This window comes from Streptomyces umbrinus (assembly GCF_030817415.1).
Lineage (GTDB): Bacteria > Actinomycetota > Actinomycetes > Streptomycetales > Streptomycetaceae > Streptomyces > Streptomyces umbrinus_A.
In genome coordinates this window covers 609,958-630,485 of sequence record NZ_JAUSZI010000002.1, presented here as the reverse complement: position 1 = coordinate 630,485, position 20,528 = coordinate 609,958, and the positions used below count along the sequence as shown (strand labels likewise).

General features: G+C 69.2%; 17 protein-coding genes and 2 pseudogenes. 10 read left to right on the top strand and 9 right to left on the bottom strand.

What is annotated here, in order from left to right:
* Nucleotides 1-25: 25 nt before the first annotated feature.
* Nucleotides 26-889, top strand: coding sequence for a LysR family transcriptional regulator (locus QF035_RS03485; protein WP_307518047.1), 864 nt, complete (start codon nt 26-28; stop codon nt 887-889).
* Between the two features lie 12 nt (nt 890-901).
* On the opposite strand, the gene QF035_RS03480 is transcribed toward QF035_RS03485, so the two are convergent.
* Both QF035_RS03480 and QF035_RS03475 read right to left on the bottom strand, forming a co-directional pair.
* The gene (locus tag QF035_RS03480) at nt 902-1,411 is read right to left on the bottom strand and encodes a DinB family protein (RefSeq protein ID WP_307518046.1); all 510 of its coding nucleotides are present in this window, start codon (nt 1,409-1,411) and stop codon (nt 902-904) included.
* Between the two features lie 42 nt (nt 1,412-1,453).
* Nucleotides 1,454-2,134 (bottom strand): class I SAM-dependent methyltransferase, encoded by a 681-nt coding sequence (locus tag QF035_RS03475; protein WP_307518045.1) that lies wholly within the window; start codon nt 2,132-2,134, stop codon nt 1,454-1,456.
* A 133-nt stretch (nt 2,135-2,267) separates the two neighbouring features.
* Here QF035_RS03475 and QF035_RS03470 point away from each other — a divergent pair, with 133 nt between their 5' ends.
* From QF035_RS03470 to QF035_RS03450, 5 genes are all read left to right on the top strand, one after another.
* Nucleotides 2,268-2,855: a helix-turn-helix domain-containing protein gene (locus QF035_RS03470; RefSeq protein WP_307518044.1), complete on the top strand. Its 588-nt coding sequence runs from the start codon at nt 2,268-2,270 to the stop codon at nt 2,853-2,855.
* A 34-nt stretch (nt 2,856-2,889) separates the two neighbouring features.
* Nucleotides 2,890-3,330, top strand: coding sequence for a VOC family protein (locus QF035_RS03465; protein ID WP_307518043.1), 441 nt, complete (start codon nt 2,890-2,892; stop codon nt 3,328-3,330).
* Nucleotides 3,331-3,465: 135 nt separating this feature from the next.
* Nucleotides 3,466-4,596 (top strand): ABC transporter substrate-binding protein, encoded by a 1,131-nt coding sequence (locus QF035_RS03460; RefSeq protein WP_307518042.1) that lies wholly within the window; start codon nt 3,466-3,468, stop codon nt 4,594-4,596.
* 237 nt (nt 4,597-4,833) lie between these two features.
* The gene (locus QF035_RS03455) at nt 4,834-6,717 is read left to right on the top strand and encodes an ABC transporter ATP-binding protein (RefSeq protein WP_307518041.1); all 1,884 of its coding nucleotides are present in this window, start codon (nt 4,834-4,836) and stop codon (nt 6,715-6,717) included.
* A 254-nt stretch (nt 6,718-6,971) separates the two neighbouring features.
* Complete coding sequence (locus QF035_RS03450) at nt 6,972-7,430, top strand: SRPBCC family protein (RefSeq protein ID WP_307518040.1); 459 nt, start codon at nt 6,972-6,974, stop codon at nt 7,428-7,430.
* A gap of 121 nt (nt 7,431-7,551) precedes the next feature.
* Here the strand turns inward: QF035_RS03450 and QF035_RS03445 are convergent, their stop codons facing one another.
* Nucleotides 7,552-8,379 (bottom strand): SDR family NAD(P)-dependent oxidoreductase, encoded by an 828-nt coding sequence (locus QF035_RS03445; protein ID WP_307518039.1) that lies wholly within the window; start codon nt 8,377-8,379, stop codon nt 7,552-7,554.
* Nucleotides 8,380-8,685: 306 nt separating this feature from the next.
* Here QF035_RS03445 and QF035_RS03440 point away from each other — a divergent pair, with 306 nt between their 5' ends.
* Complete coding sequence (locus QF035_RS03440) at nt 8,686-9,468, top strand: helix-turn-helix transcriptional regulator (RefSeq protein WP_444968428.1); 783 nt, start codon at nt 8,686-8,688, stop codon at nt 9,466-9,468.
* A gap of 30 nt (nt 9,469-9,498) precedes the next feature.
* Here QF035_RS03440 and QF035_RS03435 read toward each other — a convergent pair whose 3' ends face one another.
* The 6 genes and pseudogenes from QF035_RS03435 to QF035_RS03410 form a co-directional block, all read right to left on the bottom strand.
* Nucleotides 9,499-10,239 carry a sigma factor gene (locus QF035_RS03435; RefSeq protein ID WP_307518038.1) on the bottom strand — a complete coding sequence of 247 codons (741 nt, stop codon included), beginning with the start codon at nt 10,237-10,239 and terminating at the stop codon, nt 9,499-9,501.
* 58 nt (nt 10,240-10,297) lie between these two features.
* Nucleotides 10,298-11,173 (bottom strand): annotated as a pseudogene (locus QF035_RS03430) (FAD-binding protein); the annotation flags it as partial.
* The gene (locus QF035_RS03425; RefSeq protein ID WP_373466601.1) at nt 11,065-11,664 is read right to left on the bottom strand and encodes an SDR family NAD(P)-dependent oxidoreductase; all 600 of its coding nucleotides are present in this window, start codon (nt 11,662-11,664) and stop codon (nt 11,065-11,067) included. The gene QF035_RS03425 and the pseudogene QF035_RS03430, both read right to left, overlap by 109 nt.
* A 91-nt stretch (nt 11,665-11,755) precedes the next feature.
* Nucleotides 11,756-12,438: pseudogene (locus tag QF035_RS03420) on the bottom strand (acyl-CoA dehydrogenase family protein); the annotation flags it as partial.
* Between the two features lie 395 nt (nt 12,439-12,833).
* On the bottom strand, nt 12,834-16,127 hold the full coding sequence (locus QF035_RS03415; RefSeq protein WP_307518037.1) for a GH92 family glycosyl hydrolase: 3,294 nt from the start codon (nt 16,125-16,127) through the stop codon (nt 12,834-12,836).
* A gap of 447 nt (nt 16,128-16,574) precedes the next feature.
* A complete protein-coding gene (locus QF035_RS03410; RefSeq protein WP_307518035.1) occupies nt 16,575-17,525 on the bottom strand; it encodes an NAD(P)-dependent alcohol dehydrogenase in 951 nt (316 codons plus the stop codon).
* A gap of 131 nt (nt 17,526-17,656) precedes the next feature.
* Here QF035_RS03410 and QF035_RS03405 point away from each other — a divergent pair, with 131 nt between their 5' ends.
* The 3 genes from QF035_RS03405 (at nt 17,657) to QF035_RS03395 (ending at nt 20,418) form a co-directional block, all read left to right on the top strand.
* On the top strand, nt 17,657-18,529 hold the full coding sequence (locus tag QF035_RS03405) for a helix-turn-helix transcriptional regulator (RefSeq protein ID WP_307518034.1): 873 nt from the start codon (nt 17,657-17,659) through the stop codon (nt 18,527-18,529).
* 445 nt (nt 18,530-18,974) lie between these two features.
* Entirely contained in the window at nt 18,975-19,109 is a 135-nt protein-coding gene (locus tag QF035_RS03400) for a hypothetical protein (RefSeq protein WP_307532040.1), read from the top strand.
* A 304-nt stretch (nt 19,110-19,413) separates the two neighbouring features.
* Nucleotides 19,414-20,418 (top strand): MFS transporter, encoded by a 1,005-nt coding sequence (locus tag QF035_RS03395; RefSeq protein ID WP_307518032.1) that lies wholly within the window; start codon nt 19,414-19,416, stop codon nt 20,416-20,418.
* Nucleotides 20,419-20,528 lie beyond the last annotated feature (110 nt).

The following is a 20,528-nucleotide window of genomic DNA, read 5'->3' as shown; positions in this document are numbered from 1 at the left end:
AAGATCACATCGATATTCTTGATATGTGCTGAACCTGGTCCATCTGAAGGTGCTGGCCGCGGTGGCGCGGCACGGGTCCGTGACCGAGGCTGCGAGGGAGTTGCACTACTCGCAGCCGTCGGTGAGTCATCACCTGTCCCGCCTGGAGGCGGCCACGGGCGTCAAACTCGTCCAGCGGGTGGGCCGTGGGATCCGGCTGACACCTGAGGGCGAGCTGCTGGCCAACCGGGCCACCGAGATCGTGGGACGGGTCGACGCGGCAACGAACGAGCTGGCCGCGCAGGTCGGTCTGGCGTCGGGGCGGGTGCGCCTCGCCGCCAACGCGTCCGTGCTGAGCACGATCGTGCCGAAGGCGGCCGCCATGCTGACCGAGGCGCACCCGGGCCTCACACTGAGCGTGATCGACCGTCATCCGGTCGAAGCGCTGCAGATGCTGCGACATGGCGAGATCGACGTCGCACTCGTCTTCCGGTACGCGCACGCTCCGCTGGAGGACGAAGGGTTCCGCATGGTCCACGTGGCCGACGACCCGATCTACCTGGTGAGCCGGAGCCCCGCCGACAGCATCGCGAACCATCGGGACTCCGCCTGGATCGGTGGTTGCGAACGATGCCAGGGCGAGCTGACCGCCGTCTGTCGGCAATATGGTTTCGCCCCGCTCATCGAGTCCGTCTGCGACGACATGGTCGTCGTGCAGGCCCTCGTCGCCGCCGGTATCGGAGTCACCACCCTGCCCGGACTGGCACTCCGCGCCCACCGCCTGCCCGACGTCCATACCACCGAGATCCCCGACTTCCCCCGCCAGATCTACACCGTCACCTACGGCGATCCACCCGACCCACCGGCCACCAAGGCACTGATCCAAGCGATCCAGGACTCCGCCCGGTAGGTGGCCGGCCGGTCAGCGGCCGGTGGATCCGTCGATCCGCTCGCGGAGGATGTCGGCGTGGCCCGCGTGCCGGCCGGTCTCTTCAATCATGTGCACCAGAGCCCATCGCATCGTTGGTGCCTGCCCTCGGCGCGGGGGTCGCGGCGCGGGACGAGCCAGGTCCGGGCAGGCGTCGATGACCTGGTTCGCTCGCTCGACGGTCGCCCGGTAGTCGGCGAGCACACTGTCCACGGTGTCCTCCGCGGACGGCCGCATGGTCGTACGCCAGTCGCCGACATCCTCACCGAGGAAGTAGAACCGTTCGACGAACGCCAGGTGCTTGACCAGCCCCAGGAGGTTGGTGCCCGAGGGCACTCCGCCCGTTCGGACCTGGGGTTCCGGCACGCCCTCGACCTTGTCCGCGACGGCGTTCCGCAGGTAGTCGAGGAAGCCTCGCAAGGTGGCTTTCTCGTCGGCACCGGTGAGCGGGGGTCCGGTGTCCTTCGCCCGAGTCCGGGATCGCTTCGCGTCGTTTCCTGACATCGTGTCACTCCGTTCCGACGTGATGTCGTGTGGTTCGGGTGGTCATCCGGCGGTGAGCTGGACGAGCAGGACGTTGTCGATGACGGTGGCCGTTTCACCTGCGGGTCCGGTCGCCCGGCGGCGAGGCATGTCCGCGCGCAGGACGGACCAGCGCGCTGGGTCGAGATCTAGTTCGGCGGCGGTCTCGGTGGGTGTGGGGAAGTGGATCTCGGGGTCCTGGTTCCATGACCAGGGCGCGGTGGAACCGTGGTCGACGATCAGCATGAGCCCGCCGGGTCGCAGAGCCCGTGCGGCTGTGCCCAGCACTCGGTTGCGGAGCAACGGGAGCGGGGTGTGGAAGTACTGGGCGGAGACGAGATCGAACCGGCCGGCCGGGAAGCTTCTGCCCAGGTCGTGCTGTGCGGTGACGACCCGGTCCGCGACGCCGAGATCGCGGGCACGGTCCCGCACCCGTTCGACGGCGGTGGTGGAGATGTCCACGGCGGTGACGTGCCAGCCCCGCTGGGCGAGCCAGATGGTGTCGCCGCCGGTGCCGCAGCCCAGATCCAGGGCAGCACCGGGATGCAGCGGTGTGGCGGTCTCGGCGAGCAGTGGGTTGACGCGTGCGTCCCAGGTGCGCGGGGTGCGGTAGTGCTGCTCCCAGAACAGCTCGGCGTCGTCGCCCGCCGTGCCCGGGTCGCCCGCGGTGTCTGAGGTGGGCCGTCGGTGTCGGGTGGGATCCATCTGAGTTGCCCCTTCGTCGGCCGACGTGCCGAGCGTGATCCGTAACGCACATTCGACGCCGGTGATGTACGGACAGCATCGCCAGGGCCATTTCGCCCTTGCAAGAAAAATTGCGGATCCGCATCATCGGCACATGGACAACATCGGCAACCCCGCAGGAGAGGTTCTGGCCGGAGTCGGACCCCGACTGCGTGCCCTGCGCCGGGCGCGGAGCGCCACGCTGGCGGCGCTGGCAAGCGAAACCGGCCTCACGGCGAGCACCCTGTCCCGCCTCGAGAACGGCAAGCTCCGCCCCACCCTGGAGCAGCTGCTTCCCTTGGCCCGTGCGCATGGCGTCCCGCTCGATGACCTCGTCGCGGCGCCACCCACCGGCGACCCGCGCGTCCACCTGCGACCAGTGCGGCGATCCGGGCTGGTGATGGTGCCACTGACCAGGCGGGCCGGCGGCATCCAGGCCTACAAGGTGATCTATCCGCCCGCCGGCCAGGCACCCACGATGAAGCTGCAGACCCACGAGGGATATGAGTGGTTCTACGTCCTGAACGGACACGTCAGGTTCGCGCTGGGCGAGCAGGAGTTCAGGCTCGGCGTGGGAGAGGCCGCGGAGTTCGACACCCGCATCCCTCACTGGATCGGCAGCGCCGAGAGCCAGCCCGCGGAACTGCTCGCCCTGTTCGGCGCCCAGGGAGAGCGCGCACATCTGGCACCGTCCAAGCACTGACCATCGTGGTCACATCACATCAAGGAGACCGAACATGACGATCCAGCGGATGGACAACGTCCTCATCGTTGTCGACGACCTTGACGCTGCTATCGCGTTCTTCGTCGAACTCGGTATGGAGCTGGAGGGCAGGATGCCAGTCGAGGGACGTTGGGTGGACCGTGTCATCGGACTCGACGACACCCGACAGGACGTCGCGATGCTGAGGATCCCGGACGGCCAAGGCCGGATCGAACTGACGAAGTTCCACACGCCGAAGGCGATCAGCGCCGAGCCGGCAAACGCACCGGTGAACACGCTGGGTATTCGTCGCATCATGTTCGCCGTCGACGACATCGAGGACGTCCTTGCCCGCCTGCAAACCCATGGCGCCGAACTCGTCGGCGAGGTGCGGCGGTTCGAGGACAGCTATCTGCTCTGTTACGTCCGCGGCCCCGAGGGCATCCTCGTCGGACTCGCCGAACAGCTCAGCTGAAGGCTGTCCATGGGGCCGTGCGCCCAACGAGCCATCCGAGCCTGGAAGTTGCGTGCGCCGGACAGGTACGCTGCACATTCGGACGATCTTGACTTGCCGAGGTGGGTCAATCGCCACACGGGGAGACGCCAACGCATGTCCACACCACCATCGCCACCTGGAGCGGGGCAGACTGACGGATCGTCCGTCCAGATCGGTGCTCTCGTTCCGCTGACCCGGCCCGGCTGGGTCGAGGCGGGCCAACACTTGCTTGCCGGACTTGAGTTGGGCGTTCGTGAAGTCAATGACGCGGGCGGGATCGTCGGAAGACCACTGGAGCTGGTGGTCCGGGACACCGCGGCTGATCCGCAGAGGGCCGCGGCGGCCGTGGATGAATTGGCTCGCCTGGGCGTGGCTGCCGTGGCAGGGGAGTATCACAGCGTCGTCGCTCGCGCCGCTGCGGCCAGGGCCGACGCCCTCGGCCTGCCGTTCTTGTGCTCGTCAGCGGTTCTCGACGCGCTCACCGAACAGCCGACGCAATGGGTCGCGCGCCTCTCCCCGCCGCAGTCCCGCGGCTGGCAGGTCTACGCGGACTTCCTCCTCGCCGCGGGCCACAGCCGAATCGCCGTAGCTGCCCAGCCGAGCGTCTACTGGGCAGCTGGGACCCGCATTCTGCGGGACCACCTCGCTCCACGCGGCGCCACCGTCACCGAACTCGACATGAGCGCGTTCGACGCCACGGCCATCTGCGACGCCACGGCAGTGTGCGACGAACTCGTCGACAATCGCGCGACAGCCCTCCTTCTCCTGGTCGGCCACCCGGAGCCGGCGGTGTCGATCGTCAAGTCCGTCCGCCGCGACCAGAGCCTCGCCGAGATCATGATCGGTGCTCCGGCCGGGCAACCGGAGTTCGCCGAATGGGCGACGTTGCTGGGCGACGACAGCGCCGCGATCCCGTTCCTGCGCTACCTGCCCGAGCGCCTCACCCCAGTCGGTGTACGAGTCGAGACAGCTCTCCGCGAGCAGTTGGCCGCAACGCCCTCCTTCGTCGCCTTCGAGGGCTACGACACGGTCGCCGTCCTCGCCGATCTGCTGCGTTCCAACGGCGCGGACCGGGCGCGCACTGCCGAATCCTGGCCACGCGTCGCAGTCGAAGGCACCCGCGGGCAGATCCAGTTCTCCCGCATGCCGGGCATCAGTGTTTGGCAATGGGCCGGGACACCGATCCAGGTCGTTGACCGAGACCCGGCGGAACCCGACTGCTTCCGGATCCTTCATACCGGCTGAGAGAGCACGGAGCTCGGACTGCCTCACCCGCAACACACGTATCCGCACCGGCGTTTCGGCCATCGGGCCGCACGGAGCGACCCGTGTGCATCAAGGGTGGATGCATCCGGCACGTTGGCTCTCCGCGCTCCTGCACGGAATCCGCTCCGTCCAAAACACGTGTGTTCGATTCATGGTCGACGTCGTTGAGCCGGGTGGCGCCACCTCGTTCCCAACGACCGTGCAGGAGATGTCCAGTTGACGTCAGCCGCTACCAACGACGCGCACTCCGTACCCCCACCGCCGCCGGCCGAGATCACGTACTCGGGGCAGTACTCCGTGAACCCGCTCGGCGAAGTGACCTTCCGCAAGCTCTGCGCGCAGCTCCCCTCCGTCCTGCGCCGCATCGCCAAGATGTCCTGGGCCATCGATCGCCGAGCCGTGCTCCTGCTTCTGGCCTGCCAGTTGATCACCGGTGTGGCCGCCGCCGTGCAGCTGACCGCGACGGCCAAGGCGATGAGCCCCATCCTCGGCGACGACGCCGTCGCTGACCGCCTGTACGCGGCCCTGCCGGCCCTCCTCGTCGTGGCGGGCGCGAGTGCGCTGGCCCGTGGGTCGGGGGCCGTATCCACGTACGCCGAGCGGCGCATCACCCCCAGGCTGACGACCGCGACCGACACCGCCCTTGTCGAGGCCGTCTGCCGGGTCGAGGCAGCGGCGTACGCGGTCGACGGCTTCGCGGACCGGCAGGAAGCCGCCGAGATGGGGGTGATCCGCACGCACGTCATGGTCACGGACGCACAGCGCTTCATGTCGGCACTCGTCAGGATGGTCACGGCCAGTGGCGTCCTTTCGGTACTGAATCCGCTGATGCTGCCGTTGCTCCTCCTGGCCGTGCTCCCGGCCGGCGTCGGAGCGGTGCTCACCGCCCGCGTCGACTACGAGATCCACTACGCCAACGTCGCCGACCGCAATGTCCGCGGCATGATGCGGTGGTGGTCCACGACCCCCAAGTACGGTGACGAGGTCCGCGCGAACGGCATGACGGACTACCTCCTGTACTGGAACCGGGCACTGTCCGAGCGAGTCGACAAACGCACCCTGGCCGCCGCACCCCGGACACTGCGCATCGCGCTGCTGTCATCTCTCGTCGGTGGTGGTCTTCTCCTCGCCACCTGGGCGGTCCTCGCCTGGCTGGCCGTGACCGGACGGATCGCGCTCGCCATCGCGGCCACGGCGGTCCTCGCGGTCCAGACGACCCTGGCCGCACTGTCCCAGGTCGTCATCAACGGGGCCGCGGTGTTCCACACGAGCCTCTACCTGAGCGACATGCAGGCGTTCCTCGACGACGCAGGCGAACGGGCTCCCCAACGCGGTGAACTGACTGTCGGTGCGCCGGTGGACGAGATCCGGCTGGACGAGGTCACGTACACGTACCCCGGGAAGGACAAGCCGGCCGTCGACGACGTAAGCCTGACACTGCGCCGGGGGGAGATCCTCGCCATTGTCGGGGTGAACGGATCCGGCAAGAGCACGCTGACACGTCTGATCACCGGTATCTATCTGGCGGACAAGGGACACGTCACCTGGAACGGCAAGGACCTCGCCCATGTCGACCCGGCCACCGTCTGGAACTGCATCGGGCTGGTGCCCCAGATCTTCGCCCAGTGGCCGTTGCGGGTCCGGGAGAACGTGACACTGGGCCAGCCCCGCAGCCTGGACGACGCGCAGGTGTGGGAAGCGGTCGACGCGGTCGGCATGCGCGAGGCCGTCGAAGACCTCCCCGCCGCCCTCGACACGCTCCTCGCCCGCGAGGTCTTCGGCGGAGCCGAACTGTCCGGCGGCCAGTGGCAGCGCCTGGCCTGTTCCAGGGCCCTGTACCGCCGCCCCCAGCTGCTGATCCTGGACGAGCCGACCTCCCAGATGGACCCGAGGGGTGAGCACGGGATCTTCGAAAGGATCAGGACCATCGCCCCCGACCGCATCACGATCGTCGTCACCCACCGACTCGAGAACACCAGGACGGCCGATCACATCGTGGTCATGGAGCAGGGCCGCATCACGGAACAGGGCGTGTACGAGGACCTCGTCCACGCGGGCGGTACCTTCGCCGAACTGCTCGCCCTCTCGCAGGACCGCTGAGGGGTCCCTCGGTTGCCCCCTTCAAGCCGAGGCGGGGCCTGCTTCCTCCTGCTCGTGGTTGTGCCGCTTACCGCGCGAGATGCCCGGTGGTCCCGTAGGGTCGCGGTGCCGCCACGACAGGACGGGCGGTACGACGCGGCCCTCGCGTTCCTTCGCGTGTGCGCGAGGTGGTTCCCACGAGGCTCGGCGGTCCGCCGGACAGCAGCCGAAGGGGGCGCGTCGGCGCGGAGCGGCTCGACCGGTCAGGAGTGCCGATGTCAGGACAGTTCGAAGCGACGGTCGAGGTCGATCGGCCCGTCGAAGAGGTGTTCGCCTACCTCGCCGACGGGCGCAACGACCCGCAGTTCAGCCCCCGGGTGCTCAAGATCGAGCGGATCCCCGACACCCCCACGGCCGTGGGCAGCGTCTTCCGGAGCACCGTCAAGGACGCCGGGATGAAGACCGCCCGTGAGTTCCGCATCACCACCCTCGAAGCCCCGGTGAAGATCCGGTGGGCCGAGGTGACGAAGAACAGCGTGACGGCACGCGAAGGCGGCTACGACCTGGAGTCGCTGGCGGACGGCAGGACCCGGGTCCGTATCTTCAACGTCCTGGAAGGCCACGGGCTGGGCAAGCTCCTCGTCGGCCTGGCGCTGGTCGCCGCCCGCAAGGACGCCGACGGTTTCGGTTCCCGGATCAAGACGGCGGCCGAAGCGGCGATCAGCCCGCGCTGACGCCGAGCAGACACTCCTGTCCGGTCCTGCTCGGCTCCAGCCGGCGTCGACTGCACGCGTCAGCACACCGCCGGGCCCGTCAGAAGAGGGGCCCGGCTCGTGCGTCGGTGGTGTGGGACGGTCAGGCCCGTTCGCCCACGGGGACGCGCGGGAAGGACTCCCAGCGCTCGAGTTCGGCCAGGCGGGAGCGGAGCGAGGCCCGGATGTGTTCGAAGGCGTCCGCGCCTACGGCCAGGCGCAGGGGCGGCTCGTCCAGTTCCGCGACCGCCATGATGGCGTCCGCGACGGTGTCGGGGTCGCCGAACGCCTCGGGCGGCAGCGCGGAGAAGTCGGTGAGGAACTGTCCGACGGTCGGCAGGTAGACGTCGTTCGGGGCGATGACCTGGAGGCTGGTGGAGAACTCGGTGGCGTAGGTGCCCGGTTCGATGATGGTGACCTTGACGCCGGTGGGGGCCAGTTCGTGGGCGAGGGCCTCGCTGATCAGTTCCACGGCGCCCTTGGATGCCGAGTAGAGGCCCGAGGAGAGCCAGGCGAACTGGCCGATGAGCGAGGAGGTCTGCAGGATCCGGCCTCGGGCGGCCCGCAGGGCGGGGAGGGTGGCGCGCAGAACGGCGAGGTTGGCCAGCACGTTGGTGTCGAAGATCGCGCGCGCCGCGTCCGCGTCGACCTGTTCGACGGCGCCGAACAGTCCGTAGCCGGCGTTGTTCACCAGGACGTCCAGGCCTCCTGCGGAACGCACGGCCTCGGCCAGGACGTCCTGTGCGTCGGGTGCGGTGATGTCGAGGGTGTCCGGGGTGACCTGTCCGTGCGGGGCGCTCTCGGCGAGTTCGGCGAGCCGGTCGCGGCGCCGGCCGACGGCGATCACGTGGGCGCCGCCGGCGAGTGCGCGTTCGGCGACCAGGCGGCCGAAGCCGGAGGTCGCGCCGGTGATGAGCCAGGTGGAAGGCATGGCGGAGACTTTCTGTGGTGGGCCGTGCGTCACGTGTACGGCCCGGTGGACGGGACGGGAGCCCCGCTCTCCAGCCAACCGCCGGCACAGGCGTGTGGCGGCCATGGGATTGGCCCGCTGCTTCCTGGGATCCGCAGGGCCACCTTCACCGGGACACGGCGGGCGGGCACCGGCGACCATGGGGTCATGGAGCGCAACGAGGGACTCGGTGATTTCCTGCGCGCCCGGCGCGCGGCACTGGACCCGTAGCAGTTCGGTATCCGTGACGCGGCCCCGGGCAGGGTCCCCGGGCTGCGCAGGGAGGAAGTGGCCGCGCTGGCGGGCGTCAGCGTGGACTACTACACGCGCCTGGAACAGGGCAGACCCATCACACCCTCTGAAGCCGTCCTGGACGCCCTCGGGGACGCTCTGCAGCTCGATCCGGCGGAACGCAGCTATCTGCACGCGGTGGCGCGCCGACCGGCCACGAGCCGGCGCCGCACACCCCGTACCGTGCAGAAGGTACGTCCCGGGGTGCATGCGCTGCTCGCGCGTCTCGGGGACACCCCGGCCTTCGTACTGGGGCGCCGCACCGACATCCTGGCGAGCAACCGGATGGCCCGCGCCCTGCTCGCCGACTTCGGCGCGATGCCGGTCCGGGACCGGAACGCCGTGCGCTGGGTCATCCTCGACGAGGCCGCGCGGTCGCTCTTCGCACAGGACTGGGAGAAGTCCGCCTCCATGTTCGTGGGGACGCTGCGGATGGATGCCGCCCACCACCCCGACGACACACGCACCGCCGAACTGGTGGGGGAGCTGTCCATGAAGAGCGACCGCTTCCTGCGCTGGTGGGCCGGACAGAAGGTCGTCGAGCCCAGCCACGGCACCAAGACCCTCCACCACCCGATCGCCGGCCGCCTCACCCTCCGCACCGAGGCACTGACCTTCCCCGGCGACCCCGACCAGACGCTGTTCACATTCCTCGCCGACCCCGGATCACCGTCGGACGAGGCCCTGACAGTGCTCTCCGCGTGGGCCGCCGACCATGCCCGCGCCGCTCGCTCGACACCCGACACCTCGGAGACACCGAGGGCAACACCGTACGGGTGACGCAGACAGCCGTCGCCGACGAGGAGTCGCTCAGTTCCCTCGACCGGGGCCGCCACCGTCCCGTGCCCGGTTCCAGGAGCGGAGCTTGTCCGGGTTGAGGGTGACCCAGACCTGTACGACATGGCGAGCGTCGATGTCGAGGCTGATGACGACGGCGACCTGGCGGTCGTAGCGCACAACGATTCCGGTGCGGCCGTTGACCGAGTGGGTGTGCAAGGTGATGCGTGGGCGCAGGGCGACCAGGGCCAACAGGCTGCGGGCGACGTGCAGGTTGCCGTGGACGGGCCCCGTCGGCGCGCGGACCTTGCCGCCGCCGTCGAAGAACGCCGTCACGTCGGGTGCCAGCAGAGAGGCGTGAAGAGGCGCGTCCTCGGTGACGCAAGCCTGCCGGACGGTATGGACCACGGCGTCGTGCTGCCGCGGTGTGGTGGGACGCGAGTGCATTGCCCGCAGACTGTGCCGCGCGCGGTCGGCCGGTTCGGCGTACTCCGGTTCTGTGCGTCCCGCGATGTCCACGGCCGTGGACATCGAATCCGGCGCGTTCGGCCGAGCCTGGCAGCAGATGCTGCCCACGACCTCCTCGAGCCAGGCCCGAGGAGTCGTGATCCGCGCCCGCGCCGCGCTGGCCAGCTCGTACCACCGCCGGTAGGTCTCGGCGATGACATCCTCCGCCTCAGAGCGGCTGCCGAGCATCCCGTGCGCGACGTCCAGGAGATGCCGCCGTTCGTCGAGCAGATCGGCGATCGACACCGAATCACCTGCATCGTTCATACGGCGTTCTCCACTCGCACGGCACCGCACGGAACAGGCGACTGCTCCGATCGGTCGGTCACTCCACGAGCTTGCCTTCGGTGGACACCTCTTCCATCACGGCTGCGATCTCGTCCGGGACGGGTGCGATGCTTTCGTGTGTGATTCCCGTCTTCGGGGACCAGACGAGGTTGACCTGCAGTGCCGGATCCATGTCCGGGTAGTCGCTGCGGTTGTGGCAGCCCCGGGTTTCCCGGCGCTCGATCGCCGCTTCGATCGTGGCGCGAGCGGCGAGCGCCGCGGACTTGAGGTCGAAGGCGTGCGCGAGATCCTGGAAGCCGGCGATGTCCGGGTGGATCCCGACGTTCTCCGTGCGCGCGTCGATCTCGGCCAGCTCTGCCAGACCGGTGCGCAGTCCTTCCTCGTCGCGGACGACACCGGCGTGCTCGGTCATGGTGTTGCGGTTGGCGCGCTGCAGGGCACGGACGTTCTCGGGGCCGTCCGCGGCGAGCAGGCCGTCGATCTCGAGCCGGGCCTCGGCCTCCGCGGCCGCCGACCGTGGCTGTGCCGTCAGCCCCTTCGAGTAGGCGGCCGCGGCCTGTCCTGCGATACGGCCGAAGACCAGCAGTTCGATGAGGCTGTTGCCACCGAGGCGATTGGCGCCGTGCAGGCCACTGGAGGCCTCGCCGATGGCGTACAGGCCGCGTACGTCGGTGCTGTGCTCGTCGGGACTGACCCACACCCCGCCCATCGAGTAGTGAGCGGTCGGCGCGATCTCGATCGGATCGCGGGTGATGTCCAGCATCTGCAGGTCCAGCAGCGTCTGGTGGACCCTCGGCAGACGGCTCATGATCGTCTGCCGGGGCAGGTGGGACACGTCGAGCCACACACCGCCCTTGGACGTGCCGCGGCCTTCCCTGATCTCCGTGTAGGAAACGTCAGCGAGGCGACTCCGCCCTTGCCGGCGGCGTACGCGGCTTGCCCTATCTGCCCGTCGTACGCGGCGATGGAGGACGTACAGACGATGATTCCGCGGTCGCCGTCGACGGGTTCGTTGCCCGCCATCACCGCCGCGGCGTTGCTCAGGACGTTGAAGGTCTCTACGAGGTTGATGTCGACCACGCGGCGGAACTGGTCGAGCGGGAGCAGTCCTCGGCTGCCGATGATCCGACCGGGTGTGGCCACCCCGGCACAGTTGACGGCCACGCGCAGCGTGCCGAGTTCAGCGGCCGTGGCGAACGCCGCCCGCACCTCGGACGCGTCCGTGACGTCGGCCGCTACGAAATGTGCGCGCTTGCCGAGGTGGTCGGCGAACTCGCGGCCCGCTCCGGTGGGCAGGTCCAGAACCACCACGGTGGCTCCCTCGAAATGCAGCCGCCCGACCACGGCACGCCCGAGGCCGGAAGCACCGCCGGAGACGACGGCTACGGCATCGCGATACTGCACGGCAGTTCTCCTCACATGTACGCATCGTGGATTGGTGTCTCGGACATGAGGGTTGGCGTCCGGACATGAGGGGTTGGCGTCGCGGCGGTGGTCAGCGTGTGGGATCCGCGAGTTGGCGGCTGATCACCAGGCGCTGGATCTGGTTGGTGCCTTCGAAGATCTGCGTGATCTTCGCTTCCCGCATGAACCGTTCCACCGGGTGGTCGAGCACGTATCCCGCGCCGCCGAGGACCTGCACCGCGTCGGTCGTGACCGCCATCGCAGTGTCGGTCGCGATCAGCTTGGCCACACTGGCTTGCCGGGTGTACGGCCGGCCGTTGTCCTTGCGACGTGCGGCGACCAGGTAGGTCGCGCGCGCGGCTTCGGTCCTGGCGGCCATGTCGGCCAGCAGGAATCCGACGCCTTGGTGCTCGATGACCGGGCGCCCGAACGTCTGGCGCTCCCGGGCGTATTCGATCGCGTAGTCCAGAGCGGCCTGCGCGATACCGACGGCGACCGCGGCGATGCCGAGCCTGCCCGCGTCGAGAGCCGACAGAGCGATCTGCAGTCCTTGGCCAGGAGCGCCGACGAGTCTGTCCTCGGGGATGACCACTCCCTCGAAGTGCATCTCAGTAGTGGTCGAGCTGCGCAGACCCATCTTGCGTTCCGGTGTGCCTGCGACAAGCCCTGCCGTGCCGGCGTCGACGTGGAAGCAGGAGATGCCCCCGCTCGCGTCGGGGAGGTCCGCAGGAACACGGTGTAGAAGTCGGCCTGACCACCGTGCGTGACCCTGGCCCCACCCTGAGCAGCACCGACGCTGACGCGGTCGACAGAACCATCCCACCGGCACTGAGCGCCGCGACCACCGCGGCCATGGCGCCTCGGCGCCGTAACTTACCTCTCATACCTGCCTCCTGATCAAAGCCGACTGTGCACTGCTCCGCTGAGCGTGCACGTGTACCGCTCGCCCGTCTTCCCGCCGTGTCCCTTCTCGTGGTCCGGGCCCGGTGGGGTGTGCATCGCGCCGGTTCTCAGAGAGTGGCTTGCGCTGCTGCGGCATGGCATGAGTAACCACTACTCAACCGCCCCGACACAGGAAAAGCCCCCCCACCTCCGCTCCGGCCGACAGGCTGGAGCGGAGGCGGATGGGGGGCTGGGGAGGGCTTCCGACGGCTGTCTGCGCAAGCCGCTTACGACAGCGTGATCGCGTACACCTCGATCCGCGGATCGTCCGGGAGCGTCAACGAGCGCATCTCCTTGGCGTCGTCCAGCTCGACGGAAGTGCCGAACAGCCGTACCGGTGGCCCGTCGACGCCTTGGCCGGCCTTGATCCGGTGTGGCATGTCGAGGACGACGGTGGTGCCGTCGGGGGCCTGGCCGGCCCAGTCGCCGACCTTGAGCGGGACCTCGGAGCTGCTGCCGTCGGTGTACCGGACGGTCAGCGCGGTCGTCACCGGCCCGTTGTGCGATGCCGCCACCAGGCGCAGGGTGCCGTGGCTGCGGCCGGGCAGCAGCAGCGTCTGGCCGCGGGCCTCGACGAAGTTCGCCGCGGTCCCCGTCGGATCCGGTGCCTCGTACGTCACGCCGTCCCAGGTGACAGGACCGGCGGCCGGAAGGAGACCGGCGTCGTAACTCCAGCCGGATCCGTCGAAGTCACCCTGGCCGGGATTGTCCGTGGTGGCCGTCCCGTCGTGCGCCATGTCCCCGCTCAGGTCCACCGCACACTGCTTGTCCGTGGCTGTCGCACACTTCGCGGCCGGGCGTACCTCGACGGTGGCTTCCCGGGTGACTCGACCCGCTCCCTCCGCCTCGACCGTGAAGCGCACCGGGTAGGAACCTGCGGCGGTGCCGGGAGGCACGGTCACCTTCACGGACACCGTCTTCTGCACGGGCAGGTGCTGGGACCGGATCCGCAGCGGTGAGCGCGGAGTTGTCGTCACCTGCCAGCCGGTGGGCGCCTTGGCCGTCACAGACGCCCGCAGTTCACCAGGGGCCTGGCCGAGGACATCCAGGGTCAGGTGGGCGGTCTGAGCCGTGTCGCCGACCGGGACGACATCGGAGGAGCTCCGCAGGGACGCGTCCAGGTGCCGTCGGCCGTCCGCGTCCGCCTGGTTGACCGACGGCGGCTGGGCACCCGCACCGGTACCCCAGTCCGACGGCTTCGTACCGAGCCGGTGGACCAGGGTGCCGCCGTGCGACACCTTGTCCCAGTCCAGCCAGGTGCGCCGTACGTCGCGGCCGTCCAACGACACATCCTGTACGTACCGGTTGGTGTCGCTCGCCCCCGGCGCCTTGATCGTCAGCGTGCCGCCCTGCCGCTTCCCGTACCGGCCGATCGTGATGGCCGCGGAGTCGAACTGCGGGCTGGACAGCGCGAGGAAGTCGCCGCCGCTCATCGTCGGGTAGAGGCCGAGCGAGGAGAACACGTACCAGGCCGACATGGTGCCCAGGTCGTCGTTGCCGGTCATGCCGTCGGGCCCGTTGGTGAACAGCGTCATCGCGGCCCGCACCACGGTCGCCGTCTTCGCCGGCGCGCCCGCCCACAGGTACATGTAAGGCGCGTGGAGATCGGGCTCGTTGTTGGGGTTGTAGGTCGGCTTGCCGTAGTAGTCGTACGGCTGAGAGATCCAGTCCTTGCGTGCCGTGCCCGCCGGGTCGGTGAGCAGCTTGTCGTAGACGAAGAAGGAGTCGAGCCGCTTCTCCGTGGCCTTCCGGCCGCCCATGAGCCCGACAAGACCGGCGGGGTCCTGCGGCACGAGCCACTGGTACTGGTACGCGCCGCCCTCGTGGAACTGGTGGCCCGCTTCGACCGGGTCGTACGGCGTCATCCACGTCCCCGAGGTCGTACGGGGCCGGAACTGGCCGATCGAGGAGTCCCACAGGTTGCGGTACCACTGGCCGCGGGCCGCGAACATCCGTGCGTCGGAGCCGTGCCCGAGCCCCTTGGCCATCAGGGCCAGTGACGCGTCCGCCGCCGAGTACTCCAGGGTCGCCGAAGCCGGGTGGGTGCAGTCGTTGTCGCCGCCCTTGTCCGCGCAGTCCTTCTTCAGCTCCAGACCGGAGGGGACGTAGCCGCGCTCGCTGTACTGGTCCACGGCGGAGCGGCCGTTGTACGGGGAGTCGGCGGGCGGGGTACTGGTCGCGTTCTTCTTCAGCAGCGCGTAGGCCTCGTCCTCGTGCCCGGCCAGCATGCCCTTCGACCATGCCTCGACGAGGAACGGCGTCACGGGGTCGCCGGTCATGATGTTGGTCTCGCTGTTGGCGAGGGCCCACCGGGGCAGCCACCCGCCGTCCTTGCCGATCGCGAGGACCGACAGCGCCACATCCCGGGCGACACGTGGCTCCACCATCTCCAGCAGCTGGTTCTGCGGCCGGTAGGTGTCCCACAGTGAGAGGTTCTGATACGGCGTGAAGTCGGATGCGGTGTGCACCGAGCCGTCGAACCCCGTGTAGCGGCCGTCGACGTCACCGGCCAGGTTCGGGTGCAACTGCGCGTGGTACAGGGCGCTGTAGAACACCTTCTGCCGTTCCGGAGCCCCGCCGCCGACCTTGATCGAGGAGAGCTGCTTCTCCCAGGTGGCACGCAGCGCGGCGCGCGTGGCGTCGAAGTCGTACGAGTCCCCGGTCTCCTCGGCGAGGTTCTTCCGGGCACCGTCCATGCCGGTGTACGACAGGCCCACCTTCACGACGGCGTCCCGGTCGTCGGTCGCGTCGAAGGTCACCCAGGCGCCGTTGCTGCCCTCTCCTTCGGCATCTCGCGTGCCCGGCTCGGGTGTTGAACCGCGCCAGGTGCCGTGATCCTTGAAGGGCCGGTCGAACGTGGCGGTGAAGTAGACGGTGTGCTTGTCCTTCCCGGCACAGAACCCTCCGGCACGCACCCGCCCCTCCACCGTGCGGTCCCCGACCACGTGCACCTCGGAGTCGAACACGTTCTGGTTGGCCTTGCCGGTGTTGAACAGCACGTTCGCCGCGCCGGTGGCCGGGAAGGTGTAGCGCTGCCAGCCCGTGCGCTTCGTGGCGGTCAGCTCGGCCTCGATGTCGTACGTCGACAGGCCGACCCGGTAGTAGCCGGGGGTGGCTTCCTCGTCGTCGTGCGAGTACTTGGAGCGGTACGTGTCCGGGTTCACGCTGTCGACCGCGCCGGTCGTCGGCATGATGGGCAGCTCCCCGGAGACACCGCAGCCGACTCCGGAGAGGTGGGTCTGGCTGAACCCGTGGATCTTGTCCTGCTGGTAGTCGTACCCGCCCTGCCCACCGGTGTCCGGGCTGACCTGGACCATGCCGAACGGGGCGGCGGCCCCGGGGAAGGTGTTCCCGAAGTTCTGGGTGCCGATGAAGGGATTCACCAGTGCGGCGGGGTCGGAGACCGGCTCCGCGGCGGCCGCGACGGGCGGAAGCACACCCCCGAACAGCAGGCCTGGAATGAGCAGGCTGACGCCCGCGGCGATTGCGCGGGCCGTGATCCGTCTGACGGACAGCCGCATCGGGCAGACCTCCTTGACAACGTTGTCTCGGCTGGACAGACCGAGAACCTGCCATGCCGACCGGATCGCTGTCAATGGTCCAAACGCCGGTGTGCGCGGTTGAGTTCGTCTGCCCGTGGGCGTATGCGGACGCTCGGGACGACGTGCCTCGCCCTCCTGCAGATGCAGATGCAGATGCGGGTGAGGCGAGCGGCCGGCGCTCCGTCCGGGTGATGTGGGGCTGTGCGGCGCCGGCGGCCGCGACGGGTTGGCGGTGGGTGGATGGGGCGTATCGACGGATCCGGCGCCCGACGCTGCGGCCATGGCGGCGCTCGAACGCGAGCGTGACAGGCTGACCGAGCGCGTCGACGTCCTGGCCCGCAACCGGGACGTGATCGGCGGCTACCTCGCCGACGAGTGGCCAAGTCCCCGGACGGTTGCGCGCCGTTCTCCACGAGAGCGACGGAGCTACGCGGACACCGCGACCACGTGCTTGCCGACGACGCCGCCGCGCTCGAACGCCTTGTGCGCAGCCGCGATGTCCGTGAGCGGGTACACGCTGTCGATCACCGGGCGCAGCGCAACTGACGTGACTTTGTCGGCCAGGTCGCGCAGTACGGCGGTGTCGGGGTTGGCGCTGAAGGTGCGGACGCGGCGGGAACCGTACACACTCGACGCGGCGATCGCGGCCAGGGCCGACGCGGAGAGTCCTACGGTGACCATCCGGCCGCCGGCCGCCAACCGGCTCCGGTAGCAGTTCAGTTCCGTACCGACCGTGTCGACGATGACGTCGAAGGGGCCGATCGCGTCCGAGGTGGTCGAGCCGTAGTCGAGGACCTCGTCGGCGCCGAGGCCGGTGAGGACCGGAGCGTGGCGGTCGCGGGCGAGTGCCGTCACGTGGCAGCCCAGCGCGTGGGCCAGTTGGACGACGGCCGTGCCGACCCCGCCCGCCGCGCCCCGGACGAGGACCCGTTCCCCCTTCACCGCGTGCACGGAGTCCCGCAGCGCGAGAAGCGCCGTCGCGCCCGTGACGACCAGGGAGGCCGCGTCGACCGACGAGACCCCGGCCGGGACGAGCGAGATGCGGCCGGCAGGGACCACGACGTACTCGGCGGCTCCAGCGGTTACGTGCCGCTTACGGGGATGCACCATGCCCCACACCCGGTCCCCGGCCCGGTAGCCCTCGACATCCGCGCCGGTCTCGACGACGACGCCCGCGAAGTCCAGCCCCGCCCCGAGCGGGAAGCGGCGGCCGGAGACCATCTTCAACTCCCCGGCGCGGACGATCACATCATGCCCGTTCACGCTGGACGCCTCGACCGACACCAGGACCTCGCCCGCACCGGGAGCGGGCCGGGCGACCTCGTTGACCCGCAGGACATCCGCTGCACCGTAACTCGTGATCTGGGCGGCCTTCATGGCAGTGGTCCTTCCGTGGTCGGCTGGTGTGAGTCCGATCCTTCCTCGGACTGCCCGCATCATGGTCGTTCGCCTTTTCCTGGGACTGGCAGACCCACCATCCCCGGCCGCGCCCGCGCCATACTGACTCCGTGACCGACGACTCCCTCGACGCCCTCGCCGTGACCGACGATCCCCGGCGCGAACTCGCCGAGTTCCTGCGAACCCGCCGCACTCGCCTACGTCCACAGGACGTTGGCCTGGAACCGGGCCCGAGGCGGCGTGTTGCCGGGCTGCGACGGGAGGAGTTGGCCCTGCTGGCCGGAGTCAGCTCGGACTACTACCAGCGCATGGAGCAGGGACGCGACGTACACCCCTCCGAGCAGGTCCTGGACGCCCTGGCGCGCGCCCTGAACTTCACCGCCGAGGAGTCCCGGCATCTGCACGGCCTCGCCGCCGCCGCGCGCACGCCCGCCCGTCGGCCGCGCGAACACGCGCCGGAGGAGGTGCCGCCCACCACGCTGCGGCTGCTGCACACCATGCCCGCGCCCGCGTTGGTCGTCGGCCGCTTCCTGGACGTGCTGGCCTGGAGCCCGCTGGCCGGGGCCCTGCTGGGCGAGTTCACCGAGCGGCCGCGGGCGGAACGCAACCTGCTCGCACTGCTGCTGCACCCGGAGGCAGACCAGACCTGCCCGGAGCGGGCAGCCACCGTCGCCGAGCTGACCGCGATGCTCCGCGCGCAGGTCGCCGCCCATCCGGGCCATCCGCGCGCCGCGGAACTGGTAGGTGAACTCGCAGTCCACAGCGGCGAGTTCGCCACACTGTGGGCCCGCCACGACGTGGAGGAGACGACCCGTGGCCGGATGTGCGTCAACCACCCGCTGGTCGGAGAACTGAACCTGGACTGGGACGCGTACCCGCTGCCCGGTGATCCCGGTCCGATGCTGATCGTCTACACCGCCGAAGACGGCGGCCCCGACGCCGAACGACTCCAACTGCTCGCCGGCCTGCTGGGCACCCGCTGAAACGAAACCCCCGCGCCCTGCATCCGTAGCGACGGCCCAGGCGGCCTCAACCGTCCGATCGCCCGGTGGGCGCAATCCCTGAGTGCTGACAACCCTGGATATCGCCAAGGGCCTCGAAGCGCAGCCCGGGGAACTCTTGAATCCTGTCGCGCGGGAAGAGCGCAGGAAGTCCGCCTCGTATGGGCATCTGGAGACTGCCTCTGCCTCCCTGGCGGTGGGCAGCTGGGAGACACCTCGTGCGGTCTGACGTGGCCCTGACGTTGTTCAGTGGGCTCTGGTACAGATCTTGGACAGCGGTCGCGGAGCGTCATCGCGTTATTCGATTGTGGTGGGTCGCTCCTCCGTGAGACGGCGTGCGCCGTGCCACCGAACAACCGCTACTGACGCCGCCCGACTGCCCGGAATTACCGGCTTCGCCCACGGACTCACCACTGACCTGGAAGCCGTGATCGCCGGACTCACCGTGCACTGGTGCTCCGGCGGCACCGAGGGCGCCGTGAACCGCATCAAAAAGATCAAGCGGCAACTCTACGGTCGAGCCGGGTTCGAGCTGCTCCGCAAGATGATCCTGCTCCAGTAACGGCTACAACTCATCTGGCAGTTGCGGCGTGTGCACCGCACGATGACTGAAGACGCCGAACACTTTCTGCACTGAAATGGGCCGTCGCGAAGCTCCCCGTTCTCGCGTTGTGCGAAAGGCTGATCCAGGTGCCCGTACCCGGTGCTTCCTACCGAGCCCTGATGACTCGTGAACTGCTGCTCTGGGGCGTGGTCGCCTTCGCCAGCAAGGTTCCGGTGGCCATGGCACCGCTGGCCTTGATGTTCCTCGCCCGAGAGCATCCGGCCGGCTACACCCTCGGTGCAGGTCTGGCTCCGTGTACGTCGTGGGCGAGGTGGTCGGCGCGTCCCTGCTCGGAGTCCGCTTGCGCCGCAACCGCATGAAACAGCAACTGTCGGCCGGGCTGCTGACTGGGGCTCTTGCCTTCTGCGGTCTGTCGCTTGCGGGACCGGCACCTGCCTGCGTACTGATCGTCCTGGCCTTCCTGGCCGGCGCCGCACCGGCCGCCTGTCCCGGCGGCATCCGCACCATGCTGACCCAGCTCGTGACCGACGGTGCGGTGCCCCGCGCACTGAGCGCCGAGACCACCTTGACTCAGATCACCTGGGCAGCGGCGCCCGCTCTGGTGGTCTTCCTGGCGCTCCAGGTCCACGCAGGAGCCCCTCTCCTGCTGGGCGCGCTGTGCGCGGCCGCCGCGTCAATCCTGCTGCTCCGGCTTCCCACCGAACCTCAACAGCCCCCACCCGCCGAACGTGCAGCAGCGCCATTGACACAGATCTGGCTTCTCGGCTGGCCCGTCTACCTCACCAGCGCGGCTTCCATGGCAATGCTCGCCGCCGCGGAACTGGTCCTGCCCGCCTTCCTCGAACAGCGGCAGGTCGCGGTCGGATGGTCAGGCCCACTCCTCGTAGCTTTCGCGCTGGCCAGCGCCGCCGGAGCCTTCTGCTACGGCCTGCGGCTCTGGCCAGGATCCGTACAAACCCAGAGTCTGGTGCTGCTGGTCGCCATGGCCGGGTGCCTTTTGCTGATCACCGTCCTGCCCGGTGCGTCGGGCATCACCGTAGGCTTTCTCCTCGCCGGCGTCTTCCAGTCCGGCGTGATGATCACCCGTAACCTCAGCCTTCGCGAACAGCTGCCCTCGCACATGCATGCCGCTGCGTACTCCGTCCTGTACGCCCTCGGAGGCTTGGGCTACAGCCTCGCCGCGGCCCTGGCCGCCGTGGCACTGGACTTGGGGAATCCTTCAGCCGCGATCATTGGCGGAGTCGCCATCACGCTGCTCTTCGCCACTGCCAGTGCGATGGCCGAGAAGCGAAGCTACAGGCATTAAGCGGTCCCATCGCTCCTCAACTCCTCCATTCGAACAACGCGGTGACGCTCCGCGACCGCTGTCCAAGATCTGTGCCAGAGCCCGATGAACAACGTCAGGGCCAGTCTGAC

Excerpts from the sequence above, each read along its gene's own strand:
- QF035_RS03435 (WP_307518038.1), bottom strand. The coding sequence starts at position 10,239 with ATGAACGATGCAGGTGATTCGGTGTCGATCGCCGATCTGCTCGACGAA.
- QF035_RS03480 (WP_307518046.1), bottom strand. The coding sequence starts at position 1,411 with ATGTCAGGAAACGACGCGAAGCGATCCCGGACTCGGGCGAAGGACACC.
- QF035_RS03445 (WP_307518039.1), bottom strand. The coding sequence starts at position 8,379 with ATGCCTTCCACCTGGCTCATCACCGGCGCGACCTCCGGCTTCGGCCGC.
- QF035_RS03460 (WP_307518042.1), top strand. The coding sequence starts at position 3,466 with ATGTCCACACCACCATCGCCACCTGGAGCGGGGCAGACTGACGGATCG.
- QF035_RS03450 (WP_307518040.1), top strand. The coding sequence starts at position 6,972 with ATGTCAGGACAGTTCGAAGCGACGGTCGAGGTCGATCGGCCCGTCGAA.
- QF035_RS03470 (WP_307518044.1), top strand. The coding sequence starts at position 2,268 with ATGGACAACATCGGCAACCCCGCAGGAGAGGTTCTGGCCGGAGTCGGA.
- QF035_RS03415 (WP_307518037.1), bottom strand. The coding sequence starts at position 16,127 with ATGCGGCTGTCCGTCAGACGGATCACGGCCCGCGCAATCGCCGCGGGC.
- QF035_RS03465 (WP_307518043.1), top strand. The coding sequence starts at position 2,890 with ATGACGATCCAGCGGATGGACAACGTCCTCATCGTTGTCGACGACCTT.
- QF035_RS03410 (WP_307518035.1), bottom strand. The coding sequence starts at position 17,525 with ATGAAGGCCGCCCAGATCACGAGTTACGGTGCAGCGGATGTCCTGCGG.
- QF035_RS03475 (WP_307518045.1), bottom strand. The coding sequence starts at position 2,134 with ATGGATCCCACCCGACACCGACGGCCCACCTCAGACACCGCGGGCGAC.